The organism is Pseudoalteromonas sp. CR1, assembly GCF_019392235.1.
Classification (GTDB): Bacteria; Pseudomonadota; Gammaproteobacteria; order Enterobacterales; family Alteromonadaceae; genus Pseudoalteromonas.
The window spans coordinates 255,345-272,526 of sequence record NZ_JAHXRM010000001.1 but is presented as its reverse complement, the minus strand read 5'-3'; the positions used below and the strand labels follow the sequence as shown (position 1 = coordinate 272,526).

Below are 17,182 nucleotides of genomic sequence, written 5' to 3'. Positions count from 1 at the left end.
AAAATGGCGCATAACACATAATAACAAAGACTAAATTGTAGTTACTCAAAAAATCGTACCTATATTAATAACATAGCATGATTTACGTTTATTGAATTTCTAATAAATGGATTTAATAGTATACCTACTTTTCAAAGAGACGGTGATGGTTTTATAAATGGCTGATGACATCATGCTCAAACACGAGTCCCTCGTGAATGAGCTAAAACAATATTTAGGCAACGCTAAGTTTGACCTAATTTTTAAATCAAAAACAGCAGAGCTTACAAAGCCTGAGCAGTTTTTGATTAAAATGGAAATGTCGCGCCTTTCTCAGCCTGTTGCGCGCTTTATCGATCTACGTGGTTTAGTTACAGGGCAAGTAAAACCTTACGAACACAACGGTAAACAGCACTTTATGGATGAAACGGCTATTGAAGTGTTTGAAAATGCTCTAAAACAGCATGGCGAATACACGCTTGCTGTCTATGAAGCGGTTATGAATACGGAAAATAATCACCGTGTAATGCAAAAAGAAGCCGCCGAAAAAGGGAATAAGCAAGAGCAAGAAGATTTACTAAATACCAATGTAATAAAGTTTGCATCTTACGAAAGCCGCGCAGAAGAAAGAATGAATTATTCAATTAAAGTAACAATTGAATATAACGATAACAAAAATATTAAGGCAAGTACCTCTGATATCTCTTTGAGTGGCTGTAAAATTAAGCTTGCAAAGCGAAATATAATTAGAAAAGGCCAACTAATAGCAATGCGTTTGGTGGGCTTAGAACAAGACTTTGAACTAGGTTTAAAAAATGGTATTCAATATGAAGTGGTTGCCGTTGAGAATATTTCACGTGAATTCAACCATATTCGCTTAAAGCGAACTTATGTTGAGAATAATGCAGCCTTTGATAACTTTTTAGAAAGCTTTATCCACGGAAATAAACGCCGCTACAAAGTTAATTTAGATAACACGCTTGATGCCGTTGTATCTAAGGGGTATGAGCAATATTACATACCTCGCGTTACTTCGTTGTATGTGTTTTTAAGTAAAAAAGATGACCTGTATTATCCTAGCTTAAGCTTAACCACCGAAAACAATATTTTTATTCAACGTTATTTTACCGATGAAAAAAATGTACCTTGTTTACATAACATACTTAACCACAAACGTGTGTCGGAACTATTAACACAAACAACCGCAGTAAAAGAAGATTACCTGTATACATTTACTCATGTTTCATCAGGTAAAGTTTATTTTTACTCTGCAACACGAACCGAACTTAATAAAAATCCAAAACTTCGTGATTTATTCTTAGGGTTTGGTAGCCAAAAAGAAAGCTGGCAGTGTTTTAAAATTCAAATAATGCCAAGTCATCCTGATGATGCATACATACCGCTTTCACTGCCTAACTCTGCGGGCAGTAATATTGAAAAACTCAATAAGCCGCCCTCCCCACGTGTTGAAGGACTAGTAAAAGACGTAAAATATATTGTGGTGCTAACCAGTATAGGTAACAGTGTTGAGCAAGCTCATTATAAAGCGCGAACTTACGATAAGGCACTTGTTAATCAGCTCAAGCTTTTTGGTCATGCAAAGCATAAAACAGCTCCCTATTTAGACATTGTTGCGCTCGAGTATGTAAATTTACGTTCTCATAAGCGTTATTTATATAAAACCGACGTCAAATTGCATATAAATGATACGGTGCTTAACGGGCATACTCGTGACTTTTCAGTTATGGGACTGCAGCTAGAGTGCGATCAGCCTGTTAACTTTAAAAAAGGCGATATCGTCCTTTTAACATTTCCTGAGTTACAAAAAATAACTAAAAAACATAAATTGGGCGAGCTCAAGTATGAAGTTATGGCCATTAGTAAATCACTGACCACCGTTAATTTAAAAGCAAATAGAGTGGCTGATTTACCTCATGCAGGCGTTAGCTTTTTTACGCAGTTAATTGAAAATAACAAAAATAAATTAAAAGTAAGCGAAGAAGCGCCTAAAATAGAAGGGCTTTCAACCGCATTAAGAAACATGGTCACTAAAAGTGTTTGCCAATTCCCGCTGTATTTACATAAAGAAGCGGCACATTTTAAAGTGGGCGCAATTGGCTTCGGTCTTTATTCAAACCCGCTGCATGTACTTTTGCAAAACTTTGGCTTACTTAGTAATAAAACAGATGTATCGAGTATATTAACAGACGAGCAAATTTTAAATGTTATCACGCCAAATATAAAAGATCGCAGCAGGCAAGACCCACCGCTTGCGTTTACTCTCGCAATCAATTTTGATCCCCGTAAAGATAAAGCCACCGATGCAATCCAAAGTCAGTGCATACTTGGTGAAGATTACAGCAGTTTTAACGAACAAATTAGCAAAGGGATTAAATCCGAAATTATATTTGTTATGCGTTTATATATTTCACGTACCGGTCGCCCAGATACAGACTACCTCTCTAACGAGCTTAGCTATGTTAGCCAATACGCTCTGCATAAAGCCAAAGAGTTAGAAGAAGCTTTATGGTCTGTAACAGGTGTAGGTGATGTGGTTGATATTACCGAAGAAGCGTTGAGCCATTTTGAGTTCGATCAACAAAAGGTTGACCAAATGGGACGCAGGAAACTGATTTGGTTAAACCGCTCTCGCTAAGCGGTTTAACAGTCACTATTACTTTTTACCTAGCGGAATAGCTAACATATAAAGTAACTGTAATAACGAGCCTTTACAAATAGCGGCTTGCGCTTGTTCAACAACCTTAGGTTTACCATGTACTGCAACACCAAGGCCAGCTTTTGCCATCATAACAAGGTCGTTAGCGCCATCGCCAATCGCCACGGTTTGTGTTGTTTTGAGACCTAACTTAGCCTGCAAGGACTCTAAAATAATTGCCTTTTGCTGTGCATCTACAATAGTACCTAACACTTTACCTGTTAGCTTATCGTCTTCGAATTCAAGCACATTTGCATGTACTTCGTCTAAATTAATAAGCTGCTGAACACGCTCTGCAAATGGTACAAAACCACCAGAGGCAATAGCTAAATACCAATTGTGATGTTTTAATACTTGGCATAAAGCTTTTATGCCTGGCATAAGTGGTAAGGTACTTTTTAACTCATCTATAAGGCTTTTTTCAATACCTTTAAGCTTAGCGACTCGTTGATTTAAGCTTTCACTAAAATCAAGTTTACCCGCCATGGCAAGTGCAGTTACGGATGCTACATCATCATAAACATTTGCTAAGCGCGCTATTTCATCGATGCATTCAATAGTAATCGCTGTTGAATCCATATCCATCACTAGCAAGCCTGGCTCGTATAGGTTAGGCGGGGTATTAATTTGTACTAGTTGACATTCTAGTGTTTCTGAAAACGCTTTAAGCGTTAGTGGGTTGATAGATTGCATTGTATTTTGGGTATAAAAGCACAGTGCTGGTGATAACCCTAAGTCAGGTTGGTATTGGCAAAGCGCAGTAACCGTTTGCCCATGGTGAGCTAAAAACTGAATGAATGTATCTATACTCGTTGCATTAAAATCACCTGCAAACGCAATGCTAAATAACCCGTCTTGTGTATTTGGTACACCGTCAAACAGCGTAAAAACCCCATTTTTATGAGCAAACCACTGGTTAAGCGTTAACATTGATAATGATTGCTGTGAAATAAGCTGTGCCATGCTGATTTGCGACATGGGATCTCCGTGTTTATTTTTATTTACCTGATTTAAAAAAGTTGATGAAAATAGTGCTAAATTCGCCATCAGGGTCAGTTTAAGGTTATAGTAGTAGTTGTAACATCAAATCAAAATTCTGTCAGCAGCATATACGGTGACTATGAAAAATAACCATCTAAAAAATCCAATATCAGCATCACAAAAAAAGCGACTCTTGCGGTTATTGCTAGCTGCGGGCTGTTTTGTATTGCTTAGCTGGGTTGGTGTAAATAGTAGCTTTCAAAGTCATCAATTGTTGTACGATAGCGCCGATAACACGGCAAAAAGTTTAACCCAATTTATGGCATTAAATGTTAAAACGCCACTGATAGAAAAAAACAAACCCGAACTAAATGCGATATGTAACGATATAGCTAAAGACGAATTTGTACTTTCGGCTACCATTTATGATCATCAGGGCATTTTAGTTGCCAGTAGCGATAATTGGCAGTCGCACCACATTTTAGGTCAACTTCCAGAGTCGACTCCAGGAATAAGTAAACTAAAAACCCCTTTTGTAGAGCCCGTTATAAGTGATGATGACCGTCCTATTGGCTTTGTGTCTGTAACGTATCTAACGCGTGCAGCTATATCGAACAGCCACAGTCATTTTCACGATTTAGGTAGGCAAGTTTTATTAATGCTGGTTATTGCGTGTATTTTTACTTGGCAATTAGGGCGTGGTTTAAAACGTTGGCAGGTAAACCGCTATATGCAAAAAACCTCTGAGCAAGATTTATAAAGCGCTTTAGCAAGCGCCTTTTTATCACTAATTTGTTTTAAACTACATAGTACGTTGAACACATTTGGAATCTGTAGCGGCGTATTAATTTCACCTTGATGCCCGCTCAGTGGCATTGAGGGCGAGTCGGTTTCGAGCACTAAATGTTGTGGCTCAATTTGAGCAATGACATTACGGGTTTTTAATGCGCGCTCGTAAGTTATAATCCCACCTACACCTAGTTTAAAGCCCTGTTTAATATAATAGTGCGCTTGCTGTAGTGACCCCGAAAACGCATGTATCACCCCACCATATTTTGGCTTACAACGTTTAAACGATTGCGCAATTAAATCATGGCTTTGCCTATGGTGGATAATAAGTGGCAAATTTAGCTCATTAGCCAAAGTTATTTGCTGCTCAAATAACCACGTTTGCTTTGTAAGGTCTTCAATACTTCTATCAAGCCCACACTCACCTATTGCAACCAGCTGGTTAATATTTGCATTTGCAAAATCAAACAGCTGAGCAAGATGAGTCTCTTTATGATCAGCTAAAAAGTAAGGATGAAGCCCTGCTGCCATATGCACGTGTGAGTATTTACTTTTAAACTCAATTAACTGTTTAGATTGCGCCAAACTAATACCCGGCACAATAAAGCGCTCAACGCCCTTTGCCACACACGCTTTTATAAGTGATTCACGCTCTGCGTCAAACTCAGTAAAATCAAGGTGGCAGTGGGAGTCTATAAATTTCATAGCGTTAACCGCTTAAGGGTTTAAGCGTGTTATTTGCCAGCTATTATCATCTTGGCGCTGGTACATAAAGCGGTCGTGTAGTCGGTGAGCGCCGCCTTGCCAAAACTCAATTTTAGTAGGCACTACACAGTACCCCCCCCAAAAATCTGGCAATGGAATTTCACCTTTGGCAAACTTGCTTTTCATATTCGCAAAGGTTTCCATAAGTACTTTTCGCGACGACACGGGCCTGCTTTGTGCTGAAGCCCAGGCCGCTAATTGGCTTTCTTTAGGGCGCGATAAAAAGTATTTTGCCACGGCAGATGTAGGTAACGGTTTAGCCTCGCCGTACACAATTACTTGGCGCTCCATATGGTGCCATGGAAAATGCAACGATATTTTGTTATTACCTTTTAGCTCTTGTGCTTTTCGAGAGCCTGTATTAGTAAAAAATACAAACCCGTTATCATCAAGGTGCTTTAACAGCACAATACGTTGCGAAGGCTGCCCGGTTTCATCAACCGTTGCCACAACCATGGCCGTTGGGTCTGGAATATTACTGCCCACAGCATGCTCAAGCCACGTTTCAAATTGTTTGAATGGGTCATCTTGCAACGTATCTTCGCTTAGCGCGTCTTGCAGGTATTCACGGCGGATATCTTCGAGTTTCATAAACAAATCCTTCTCTGTTTATTAAAGCGTATGTGGGTAAGTAAGGTCAGGCAATTAATCGTTATAAGAACAAAAATAAAAGTGTTTTGTTTAATGTTAGTTTAGTGATGGGTTTCGTTTCACTCTACCCAACCTACGGTGCTATCAGCTATCAGCTATCAGCTATCAGCTATCAGCTATCAGCTATCAGCTATCAGCTACAAAATTGATTAACTTACAAGAGCTCGTCAAGTAAAGCCTAAAATCACCTGCAAGTGTAGAAGTGCTGATAAAGTGAACTTCACACAGCAGACGTTCACCTAAGTAGTTTAGCCTAAGACAAGGCATCCAACCCTACTTATCCCTATGAGCATACGGTTTGTATGTAATTAGGGTAAGTCGGGGTGGATAACGCAGTATTAGGTTAAAATACGACGGTGATTACATTTGCTCCATAACTTCAATGCCTAACAAATCCAATCCTATTTTTAACGTATCTGCCACTAAATTACACAACACTAAACGGCTGTCACGTACGTTTGGCTCTACGCCTTCTTTAAGTACTGGGCAGGCTTCGTAGAATGTCATGTATAAGCTAGCTAGCTCGTATAAGTAACCACATAATACGTGCGGAGTGGCCTCATTGATCATTAAATCAAGCACTTCTTCAAGCTGAAGTAGTTTAAGCGCTAGCGCTTTTTCTTGCGGCTCAGCGATGGCTACATCAGCATTTAGCGTAGCGGCATCGACACCAGATTTACGGAAAATACTACGCACGCGAGTATAAGCATATTGTAAGTAAGGTGCTGTAGCGCCTTCAAAGCTTAGCATGCTGTCCCAGTTGAATATGTAATCGCTGGTACGGTGCTTAGAAAGATCAGCATATTTAACTGCGCCAATACCTACTTTACGCGCAATTTCGCTGCGATCATGATCCGATAAGTCAGATTCACGCTCTGCTAGTTTTGTTGCTGCACGGCTGATTGACTCTTCAAGTAAATCAGCAAGTTTAACAGTGCCACCAGTACGGGTTTTAAAGGGTTTACCATCGGCGCCCATCATGGTGCCAAACGGGCAAAACTCGTAGCTTGTTTCATCACGTAAAAGGGCAGCTTTACGTGCTGTAAGCTCTACCTGATTAAAGTGAAGGCTCTGGCGTGCATCAACAAATATTAAAATACGTTCAGCACCCAATTTATTTGAGCGGTAATCACACGCGGCTAAATCGGTGGTTGCATATAAAAAGCCACCGCCTGATTTTTGCACGATAAACGCAGATGGCTCGCCATCTTTATTTGCAAGCTCATCTAAAAACACCACTTGTGCGCCTTGCGACTCTACAGCAATGTTTTTATCTTTTAATAAGCTAATAATATCGTTAAGCTCTGCGTTGTAAGCACTTTCAGCCATAATATCAGCTTGAGTAAGCGTTACATTTAGACGTTTGTAAACTTCTTCAGAGTGCTTAACAGAGGTTGCTATAAATAGCTTCCATAGCTTTTCACAGTGCGCATCGCCGCCTTGTAGTTTAACGACGTAATCACGGGCTTTATCTGCAAAGCCTTCTTCATCGTCAAAGCGTTTTTTAGCGTCGCGGTAAAACGTTTCTAAATCAGCAAGCGCTACCGACTCTAAGTCTACGCCTTGGCTAATTTGATCTTCTAAATGCGCAATCAGCATACCAAATTGTGTGCCCCAATCGCCCATGTGGTTTTGACGAATGACTTTATCGCCTCTAAATTCTAGTGCGCGTACAATGGCATCACCAATAATGGTTGAACGTAAATGGCCTACGTGCATTTCTTTTGCAAGGTTTGGCGATGAGTAATCTACCACAACAGTTTGCGGGTTAGCGTGCTCGTTTACGGCAAGCTTTGCATCTCTGTTAGCCGCTTCTACGCTTTTGGCTAAAAACTCAGGCTTTAAATGAATATTTATAAAACCAGGGCCAGCAATTTCTGTTTTTTCAGCAATGTCGCTTACATCTAGGTTATCAATAATTTTTTTCGCAAGCTCACGTGGGTTGCTTTTCATTTTTTTAGCGGCGCCCATTGCACCATTAATTTGGTAATCACCAAACTGTGGGCGTGTGCTTTGTGTAACCGCTGGGTTTGTATCTTCAGGTAGGCCAGCTGCGGTCATGGCGGCAATGGCTTTTTCTACTAAAATAGTACGAATGTTCATTATATTATTTACCTTTGTAAGCCCGCCTAAGCAGGCTTTCAGTTGACTGTAGTCAGTTGATTCTAGTTTTCGCGCGTATGGTTAAAGGTTACTTCTGGGTAACGCTCTGTTGATAAATTAAGGTTTACTCGGCTCGGTGCTATGTAAGTTAGGTTATCGCCACCATCAAGCGCTAAGTTGCTTTCGCACTTGCGTTTAAACTCTTCAAACTTTTTAACGTCAGTTGAGCTTACCCAGCGCGCTGTATTTACGTTTACACCTTCGTAAATAGCATCTACGTTGTACTCAGCTTTTAAGCGCGCTACAACTACGTCAAACTGTAGTACACCTACCGCGCCTACAATTAAGTCGTTATTAATAAGCGGTCTAAATACTTGTACTGCACCTTCTTCAGAAAGCTGTACTAGGCCTTTTAATAGCTGCTTTTGCTTAAGCGGATCGCGCAAACGAATGCGACGAAACAGTTCAGGCGCAAAGTTAGGAATACCGCTAAATTTAAGCTTTTCGCCTTGCGTAAAGGTATCGCCAATTTGAATTGTACCGTGGTTATGTAGGCCTATAATGTCGCCCGCGAATGCATCTGCTGCACGCTCACGATCGCCCGCCATAAACGTTACCGCATCAGAAATACTGACTTGTTTACCAAGGCGTACATGGTTCATTTTCATGCCTTGGCTGTATTTACCCGACACAATACGCATAAAGGCAATACGGTCACGGTGTTTAGGGTCCATGTTGGCCTGTATTTTAAATACAAAACCAGTAAAGTTTTCTTCTGATGCAACGACTTGGCGGTCTTCTGTTTCACGCGGTAATGGCGTAGGCGCCCACTGCGTTAAACCATCAAGCACGTGGTCAACACCAAAGTTACCTAGGGCTGTACCAAAGTACACTGGCGAAAGTTCACCCGCTAAAAATAGTTCAAGATCAAATTCGTTTGAAGCACCAATTACAAGCTCTAACTCTTCACGTAGTTGCTCTGCGAGTTCTTCACCAATAGCAGTATCAAGCTCTGGGTTATCAAGGCCTTTTACTGTACGTACTTCTTGAATAGTATGGCCTTGGCCTGTTTTATATAAAACCGCTTCGTCGTTATGAATATGGTAAACACCTTTAAACTCTTTACCACAACCAATTGGCCACGTAATAGGCGCACAGGCAATGTTTAGCTCTGTTTCTACTTCATCAAGTAGCTCCATTGGGTCACGAATATCACGGTCACACTTATTCATAAAGGTAACAATAGGGGTAGTACGTAGGCGCGTAACTTCCATCAGTTTACGAGTACGTTCTTCTACACCTTTTGCGGCATCAATAACCATTAAGCACGAATCTACCGCAGTCAGCGTGCGGTAAGTATCTTCTGAGAAGTCTTCGTGTCCAGGAGTATCAAGTAAATTAACCAGCGCATTGTTATACGGAAATTGCATTACAGAGGTCGTAACCGATATACCACGCTCTTTTTCCATTTCCATCCAGTCAGACTTTGCATGCTGATTAGAGCCACGGCCTTTTACAGTGCCGGCTTTTTGAATCGCTTGTCCGAACAATAGTACTTTTTCGGTGATGGTGGTTTTACCCGCATCCGGATGCGAGATGATTGCGAAGGTACGTCGTTTACTTATTTCGCTAAGGAGATTTTGGTCTGCCATTAAAAAGTTCTTATAGTTTAAATACGGATAATGTCACTATGAAGTGTGCAGACGTTTAAAGGCTAAAATAACTAAACCTCGAAACCTCAACACACCAAAACAAAGAGCAAATTAGCACCTCGTTTGCGATCCGTTATGTTAATCGTAATTAAAGACTATTTTCGCTGATCTTGACCCTTTAAACAATCAATGGTTAGTTATTAACTGATCTTTTTTATTAATATTTGAGCTTAAGCCATTTTGTTTGTAATAAGACGCTGCCTAAATATAAACTATCGACTAATTAAGTAATTAAAACCTCTGTATATTGGAGCGTATATCTCTAACTAAAGTGTATATTTTAACGATGAGCAAATCGCAGGCTTGTTTAATAAACTTGTAACGCATACTATAAAAAGATTGCGTAAAGGATATTAGTTAGTTAATGAAAACCAGTAAGTTAAGCATTAGATTATTATGGTATATAACTCCGCTTGTTATATTGCCCCTGCTATTTTTAGGTGGCTTTACGTTAACTAATGTAACGAACTCAACTCAAAAACAAGCTGATTTGATCATGAGCCGCTTTGTTGAGCAGCAGCAACAAAAAGCGTTTAACTACATAGACTCTTTTCACTCTACGACTAAGTTACTATCTCGTTCTCCGGTACTTAACGACTTTTTAGCTAATGACGCTCTTTCAGACGGAAATTATACACGTAGGCTTGGCGCTCTAATGGATGTATTTGCCAGTTATAATGAAGCCTACCCTGATATTATTAGCATAAATTTAGTGTCGGCTAGCGGTAAGAGTGACGCCTATCATTCAAATAATTTAACGATAGCGCCTAAAAACTACCCCTTTTTTAATCAGGTTATACAAAGTAATTTAAGCCAACAGCAGTTTATGGTTCAAAAACCCGACGGCACCACTAGCTTATATTTTGTTCAGCGAATCGACAGCGTGGGTTATTACCTAAAGCGTCCTCAACAACTTGGCTTTATTGTTGTAAATGTTGAACCTTCAATTTTAAATACCAGTATTTTAGAAGCGCCCTATAACAACACGCTTAATTTGTTACTGACCAAAGACGGTAAAATATTATTTAGCTCTAACTATAATTTACGTGGCCAATATATTAGCGAATACGAACTTAATAAGGTTCATGATTTAGCTGACATCGGCACACTCTCTACTATTGAGCTGTCGAGTATAGATAAAATAGAACGTATGATTTTTGCCGTACAAATGAGCGGTGGTTACTATTACGTATCAACGATCCCCAAAGCGGTGCTTCACCAGTCGGGCAAGGCAATTAGCTTAATTACAGGTCTGATTGTTATTATTTCAGTGATCTCGTTACCCATTTTAATATTTGTTGTTGTACGTAACTTATTGTTAAACCCAATAGAACTGTTAGGTGCAGCCAGCCACAGAGTCGGTGACGGAGACTTAGCGGTAAGCTTACCTGCTCATACCGATGACGAAGTGGGCATATTGTTTAACGACTTTAATCACATGGTTAATCAAATTAGGCATTATCAGCAACAGCTCGAAGAATACAAACACCATCTAGAAGACAAGGTAGAAAGCCGAACTCAAGCGCTTGAGTCAATGAATAGCCAACTTGAACTCGCCATTACTCAAGCAGAGCAAGCTAACCAACTTAAAAGCCGTTTTTTAGCAAACATGAGCCATGAAATTCGAACCCCTCTCACCGCTATTATGGGCTTTACGGAGCAGTTGCTACATAACGATAAAATAGTAAACGACAAACAACATTTAAGTACTATTTTACGAAATTCAAAGCACTTACTTGAACTAATTAACAATATTTTGGATTTATCTAAAATTGAGGCTGAAAAGTTAGCTGTCGAGCAAACCTCAGTGAGCGTTGTACAGTTAATTCATGATATTGAATCAATCATAACGCCGTTGGCTCAAGAAAAGCGTTTAGAACTTAATATTATTTTTGACTTACCAATACCGCAAACTATATACACGGATGTAACACGCTTAAAGCAAATTTTAATCAATGTAGCAAACAACGCTGTTAAATTTACAGAGCAAGGGCATGTCACTATTTGTGTACATTATCATGCTAAAAGCAACCTTATTGAATTTGTAATCACCGATACCGGTATTGGTATGTCTGAGCATCAAATTTCTCGTGTATTTAAGCCATTTGAACAAGCAGATGCGACAACCACGCGACGCTTTGGTGGTACAGGATTAGGATTATGCATATCTAAAAACCTTGCACAATTACTTGGCGGCAACATAAAACTAGAAAGCGAAGTCGGCGAAGGAAGTAAATTTACTATTAGTGCTGCTTGCCACTTAACAGGCAAAACACCAGCGCTTGAGCTCCTTGAAGAGCATTCACAATTAACTCCTGAAAAAGACCCTCTTTTATCATTTGCTACTAACAGCTTTGACGCAAATATTTTGGTAGCCGAAGATAACCCAGATAATCAGTTACTCATTAAGTTGCTTTTGCAAACTTGGGGGCTTGAGCCTGATATAGCAAATAATGGTGCACAAGCCGTAGAAATGGCACTAGTAAACGACTATCAGCTAATTATTATGGATATGCAAATGCCTGTTATGGGTGGGCTTGAAGCCACTAAAATGCTGCGACATGCTGCGTACGACGGTCCTATTATTGCGCTTACCGCAAACGTAATGAATCACGATATTGGCACCTATATTGAGGCTGGCTGCGACAAAGCTCTAGGAAAACCAATAGACAAAGATGCGCTCGAAAACGTACTTGTTAGCTACTTGCATCTTGAAAAAGATAATCAAAATAAGTGGGATGATTTGTTGAAAAGTGAAAAATTTCAGCAAATATCTAATAATTACTTAGCTAATTTACCTGATTATTTGAAGCAAATAAAAACGTTGCATCACACGCAAGATTGGGAAAGCCTAAAAGCAGTAGCACATAGTGTTAAAGGCAGCGCAGGATGTTTTAACTTTGATGCTATTTACAAAAGCGCAGGCGACCTTGAAGAAAACCTAAAAAGTAACGATAAATCACAAAGAGATGAAATTATAAACTCAGTAATAGTGGCAATACAGCAGGCAATTAACTCAAAATAAAACCGTTAGCTGCCCGCAACTAAATATCACATAAACCCTAAGCTTAATGCCATACCCATTAAAATGGCATCTTCAAAGCCGTTTTTAGTTGCATCGTCACTTGGGTAATAATTCTTTCGTACCGACATCTCTATAAATCCGGCCTGCTCATAAAGCTTAATTGCGCGTGTATTTGACTCGCGTACTTCTAAAAATAAATTCTCTGCATTTTGCTGTTCACCGTGCTCTATAAATTTACTCAATAGCTGCTTAGCAATCCCCTTACCCTGATGCTCGGGCGTCACGCATATATCCATAAGCGTAAAATCAGGCCCCGCTTTTTCACCAATGTAAAAACCAACGAGTACATCACCATCAAAGGCGGCTAAATTAAAATAACGTCCACCAATACATGAACTCATTGTTTTTAAAGTCCAAGGATGACTGTGGCATGCCTTTTCGATAGCCATCAGCATCTCTACAGCATCGTTATTTACAGGTTTAAAGTTTATCAAGGTGTTCACTTATTAAAGCCCACAAAGCCCGTTTTTGGGTTGCGTTAAGTTGTGAGGATGGTAATTCGAGCTGATCACCCGTTAATTGCATGTGCTCACCTTTAACCACGCTATTTATAGCTACAGGCACTGCTGCACGATGAATATCTGCAAGTAATGAGCTAGAAAGCTCAAGGGATTCAAATAAAACAGGTGTTAATTCATTTTCCACATTACTTATAGGATTTTCAGAGCTGGCAGGTAAAAAATGAGTATTTAGTTCGAGGTTTTCAATACCAAAAACAGCTGCGTACCTTGAATGCATAACGACTCGATGAAATTAGTAAGTAAGATAATATAAGAATTAATAAATACGATGTAAAGAAGAAATGGCAGGGGCGGAGAGATTCGAACTCCCAACCGTCGGTTTTGGAGACCGCTGTTCTACCAATTGGAACTACGCCCCTGCAATGACGACGAATTATAGAGAAGTTTCGCTAAAGGTAAAGAGAAAAATCACACATTTAGTTCAACTGCTTTTTTAATAAGCAAAACGGTGAATTAGCATGCTAATTCACCGTTTTTTATCAGTTTAATTTACCAAACTTAATGCAGGGTAAGTTATTCCCATTCAATAGTTGCAGGTGGCTTACCTGAAATATCGTAAACTACACGTGAAATACCATCTATCTCGTTAATGATACGATTAGAAACCACACCTAAAAACTCATAGGGTAAATGTGACCAACGCGCAGTCATAAAGTCGATAGTTTCAACACAACGAAGTGAAACAACCCAATCGTATTTACGTGCATCACCCATAACCCCTACCGATTTAACCGGTAAGAACACGGTAAACGCTTGGCTAACTTTATGGTAAAGCTCGGCTTTGTGTAGCTCTTCAATGAAGATAGCATCAGCACGACGTAATAAATCACAGTACTCTTTTTTAATTTCACCTAGTACACGTACACCTAAACCTGGTCCAGGGAACGGGTGGCGGTAAAGCATGTCGTACGGTAAACCTAGCTCTAAACCAATTTTACGTACTTCATCTTTAAATAACTCACGAAGTGGCTCAACTAGGCCCATTTTCATGTCATCTGGTAATCCTCCCACATTGTGGTGAGATTTAATAACGTGCGCTTTACCAGTCGCTGAAGCTGCTGATTCAATTACGTCAGGGTAAATAGTACCTTGACCTAACCATTTTGCGTTTTTAAGCTTTTTAGCTTGCTCATCAAATACATTAATAAACGTGTGGCCAATAGCCTTACGTTTATCTTCTGGATCTGATTTACCAGCTAAATCATTTAAAAACTGATCTTCAGCATCTACTTTTACAATGTTTAAGCCAAATTTATTGCCAAACATATCCATTACTTGCTGACCTTCGTTTAAACGAAGCAGCCCGTTATCAACAAATACACAGGTTAGTCGCTCACCAATAGCACGATGAATAAGCATAGCCACAACCGATGAATCAACACCACCTGATAAGCCTAAAATAACTTCATCATCGCCAACAGTGTCTTTGATACGCTCAATGGCATCATCAATAATTTTTGCTGGAGTCCACAGTTTTTCACAACCACAAATATCAATTGCAAAGCGCTCTAGTAAACGTTGCCCTTGATGAGTGTGCGTTACTTCTGGGTGAAACTGTACGCCGTAAAAACGTTTTTCTTCATTAGACATAGCAGCATGCGGACACGTTGGTGTTTTAGCTGTTGTGCTAAAGCTTGCTGGTACTTCCATAACTTTATCGCCGTGGCTCATCCATACGTCTAAAACGCCGTTGCCGCCATCGGTAATATGATCTTCAATTGCATCAAACAATGCACAATTGCCGACCTTTTCAACTTGCGCGTAACCAAATTCTTTTTTGTCAGAGCTGTGAACGCTGCCACCAAGTTGAGTTGCCATTGTTTGCATACCGTAACAAATGCCTAATACAGGAACGCCTGCATTAAACACATACTCAGGAGCGCGCGGGCTGTTTTCAAGTGTTGTTGATTCTGGGCCACCAGAAAGAATGATACCTTGTGGGTTAAACTCGCGGATTTGCTCTTCAGTCACATCCCATGCCCACAGCTCACAGTAAACACCAATTTCGCGTATACGGCGCGCGATTAATTGCGTGTATTGTGAACCAAAGTCTAAAATGAGAATTCGTGAATCGTGAATATCTTTGCTCATGGAGTATCTCGTAAAGTAGATGCTAATGCTAAATGCCGCTTTGAATACCAATTTTATTAAACATTACTAATTCTTGCAGGCTAAATAACTCACTAACCACGTTAAAAACTTCTTATTTAGAAGAAACTAAAAATCGAAATTTTTGCCTCGTTATTGAGCCATTTATCTGTCGCAATAATTGACCACTTTATTAATGCAATTGGTATTTATATAAACGACTAAAAAGAGGGCTTGCAAAGCAAGCCCAATAAATTATTAATTACGCGCTTAACCTAAGCGGTAATTTGGTGCTTCTTTGGTAATTTGCACATCATGTACGTGCGACTCACCCATACCTGCAGATGTAACACGTACAAACTGAGGTTTTGTATTAAGCTCTTCAATAGTTGCACAACCCGTTAAGCCCATTGCACTACGAAGACCGCCTACCTGCTGGTGAATAATAGTCGCAATTGGCCCTTTATAAGCTACGCGACCTTCAATACCTTCAGGTACCAACTTGTCTGCTTCATTTGATTTTTGGAAGTAACGATCCGATGAACCTTCTTTTTGGTCCATCGCGCCTAAGCTCCCCATACCACGGTATGATTTGTAGTAACGCCCTTGGTATAGTTCTACTTCACCAGGCGCCTCTTCAGTACCAGCAAGCATTGAGCCCACCATCACACACGAAGCACCTGCAACAAGCGCTTTTACGATGTCACCTGAGAAACGAATACCGCCATCAGCAATTACTGGAATGTCGCGACCTTTTAAACCATCAACTGCATCAGAAATAGCCGTAATTTGTGGTACACCACAACCAGTAACAATACGCGTTGTACAAATTGAACCTGGGCCGATACCTACTTTTACTGCATCAACACCTGCATCAGCAAGCGCTATTGCTCCTTCAGCAGTTGCAACATTACCCGCTACAATTTGAAGATCTGGATAAGCTTGACGAGTTTGCGATACACGGTCAATTACGCCTTGAGAGTGGCCATGAGAAGTATCAATAAGTAATACATCAACACCCGCTTCAACTAATGCAGCAATACGCTCATCAGTACCGGCGCCAACACCTACAGCAGCACCTACGCGTAAACGACCTAACTCGTCTTTACATGCATGTGGTTTATCTTGCGCTTTTTGGTAATCTTTTACTGTGATCATGCCTTTAAGTTTAAACGCATCATCAACCACTAAAATCTTCTCAATACGATGCTCATGCATTAAGCCTAAAATTTCTTCGCGAGCTGCGCCTTCCTTAACGGTAACAAGCTTTTCTTTTTTAGTCATAACAGTCGAAATTGGCTGTTCAAGTTTTGTTTCAAAACGCATATCGCGACTCGTAACAATGCCTACTAAGGTGTTTTCTGGGTCGGTAACTGGAAAGCCTGAAAACCCTTTTTCTTCGGCAAGGTCCATAGCATCTGCAATTGTTAAATCAGCAGTCACTGTTACCGGGTAAGACACTATACCCGCTTCGTAGGTTTTAACTTTACGTACGTTTTTCGCTTGTTCTTCAATAGTCATGTTTTTATGAATAAAACCAAGACCACCTTCTTGCGCAAGGGCAATAGCTAAACGAGCTTCTGTAACAGTATCCATAGATGCTGAAATAAGCGGCAAGTTAAGTTTGATACCACGCGTTAAGCGAGTTGAAATATTTGCCGTGTGTGGCAAAACAGTAGAATGACCAGGTACTAAAAGTACGTCATCAAAGGTAAGAGCTTCTTTAGCAATTCTAAGCATTTTGGCAACTTCTCACATGTGGATCTAAGATAAGGAATTGCGGCCAAATTTT

12 protein-coding genes and 1 tRNA gene are annotated in these 17,182 nt (G+C 40.0%); 3 read left to right on the top strand and 10 right to left on the bottom strand.

Features of this window, described 5'->3' with window-relative positions:
• The first annotated feature begins 157 nt into the window (after window positions 1–157).
• The gene (locus KZZ04_RS01280; protein ID WP_219421507.1) at window positions 158–2,635 is read left to right on the top strand and encodes a PilZ domain-containing protein; all 2,478 of its coding nucleotides are present in this window, start codon (window positions 158–160) and stop codon (window positions 2,633–2,635) included.
• A gap of 18 nt (window positions 2,636–2,653) precedes the next feature.
• Here the strand turns inward: KZZ04_RS01280 and serB are convergent, their stop codons facing one another.
• Entirely contained in the window at window positions 2,654–3,673 is a 1,020-nt protein-coding gene (gene serB / locus KZZ04_RS01275; protein WP_219421505.1) for a phosphoserine phosphatase SerB, read from the bottom strand.
• Window positions 3,674–3,815: 142 nt separating this feature from the next.
• Here serB and KZZ04_RS01270 point away from each other — a divergent pair, with 142 nt between their 5' ends.
• Window positions 3,816–4,436: an AhpA/YtjB family protein gene (locus tag KZZ04_RS01270; RefSeq protein WP_058403049.1), complete on the top strand. Its 621-nt coding sequence runs from the start codon at window positions 3,816–3,818 to the stop codon at window positions 4,434–4,436.
• Here the strand turns inward: KZZ04_RS01270 and KZZ04_RS01265 are convergent.
• From KZZ04_RS01265 to prfC, 4 genes are all read right to left on the bottom strand, one after another.
• The gene (locus KZZ04_RS01265; RefSeq protein ID WP_219421503.1) at window positions 4,403–5,170 is read right to left on the bottom strand and encodes a TatD family hydrolase; all 768 of its coding nucleotides are present in this window, start codon (window positions 5,168–5,170) and stop codon (window positions 4,403–4,405) included. The two genes, KZZ04_RS01270 and KZZ04_RS01265, sit on opposite strands and share 34 nt — an antisense overlap.
• A 12-nt stretch (window positions 5,171–5,182) precedes the next feature.
• Window positions 5,183–5,821: a pyridoxamine 5'-phosphate oxidase gene (gene pdxH, locus KZZ04_RS01260; protein ID WP_219421501.1), complete on the bottom strand. Its 639-nt coding sequence runs from the start codon at window positions 5,819–5,821 to the stop codon at window positions 5,183–5,185.
• Window positions 5,822–6,241: 420 nt separating this feature from the next.
• Entirely contained in the window at window positions 6,242–7,984 is a 1,743-nt protein-coding gene (argS, locus tag KZZ04_RS01255; protein WP_219421499.1) for an arginine--tRNA ligase, read from the bottom strand.
• 62 nt (window positions 7,985–8,046) lie between these two features.
• Window positions 8,047–9,636, bottom strand: coding sequence for a peptide chain release factor 3 (gene prfC, locus KZZ04_RS01250; RefSeq protein ID WP_058403052.1), 1,590 nt, complete (start codon window positions 9,634–9,636; stop codon window positions 8,047–8,049).
• A 424-nt stretch (window positions 9,637–10,060) separates the two neighbouring features.
• Between prfC and KZZ04_RS01245 the strand changes: the two genes are divergently transcribed.
• Window positions 10,061–12,721: an ATP-binding protein gene (locus KZZ04_RS01245; protein WP_219421497.1), complete on the top strand. Its 2,661-nt coding sequence runs from the start codon at window positions 10,061–10,063 to the stop codon at window positions 12,719–12,721.
• 26 nt (window positions 12,722–12,747) lie between these two features.
• On the opposite strand, the gene rimI is transcribed toward KZZ04_RS01245, so the two are convergent.
• From rimI to guaB, 5 genes are all read right to left on the bottom strand, one after another.
• On the bottom strand, window positions 12,748–13,215 hold the full coding sequence (rimI, locus tag KZZ04_RS01240) for a ribosomal protein S18-alanine N-acetyltransferase (protein WP_058403054.1): 468 nt from the start codon (window positions 13,213–13,215) through the stop codon (window positions 12,748–12,750).
• Window positions 13,202–13,519, bottom strand: a complete 318-nt coding sequence (locus KZZ04_RS01235; RefSeq protein ID WP_058403055.1) for a hypothetical protein — start codon at window positions 13,517–13,519, stop codon at window positions 13,202–13,204. Before KZZ04_RS01235 ends, rimI begins: the two co-directional genes overlap by 14 nt.
• Before the next feature lie 65 nt (window positions 13,520–13,584).
• Window positions 13,585–13,661 (bottom strand) — tRNA-Trp (locus tag KZZ04_RS01230).
• A 154-nt stretch (window positions 13,662–13,815) separates the two neighbouring features.
• A complete protein-coding gene (gene guaA / locus KZZ04_RS01225; RefSeq protein WP_058403056.1) occupies window positions 13,816–15,393 on the bottom strand; it encodes a glutamine-hydrolyzing GMP synthase in 1,578 nt (525 codons plus the stop codon).
• A gap of 267 nt (window positions 15,394–15,660) precedes the next feature.
• Window positions 15,661–17,130: an IMP dehydrogenase gene (gene guaB, locus KZZ04_RS01220; RefSeq protein WP_058550849.1), complete on the bottom strand. Its 1,470-nt coding sequence runs from the start codon at window positions 17,128–17,130 to the stop codon at window positions 15,661–15,663.
• Between the last annotated feature and the right edge of the window lie 52 nt (window positions 17,131–17,182).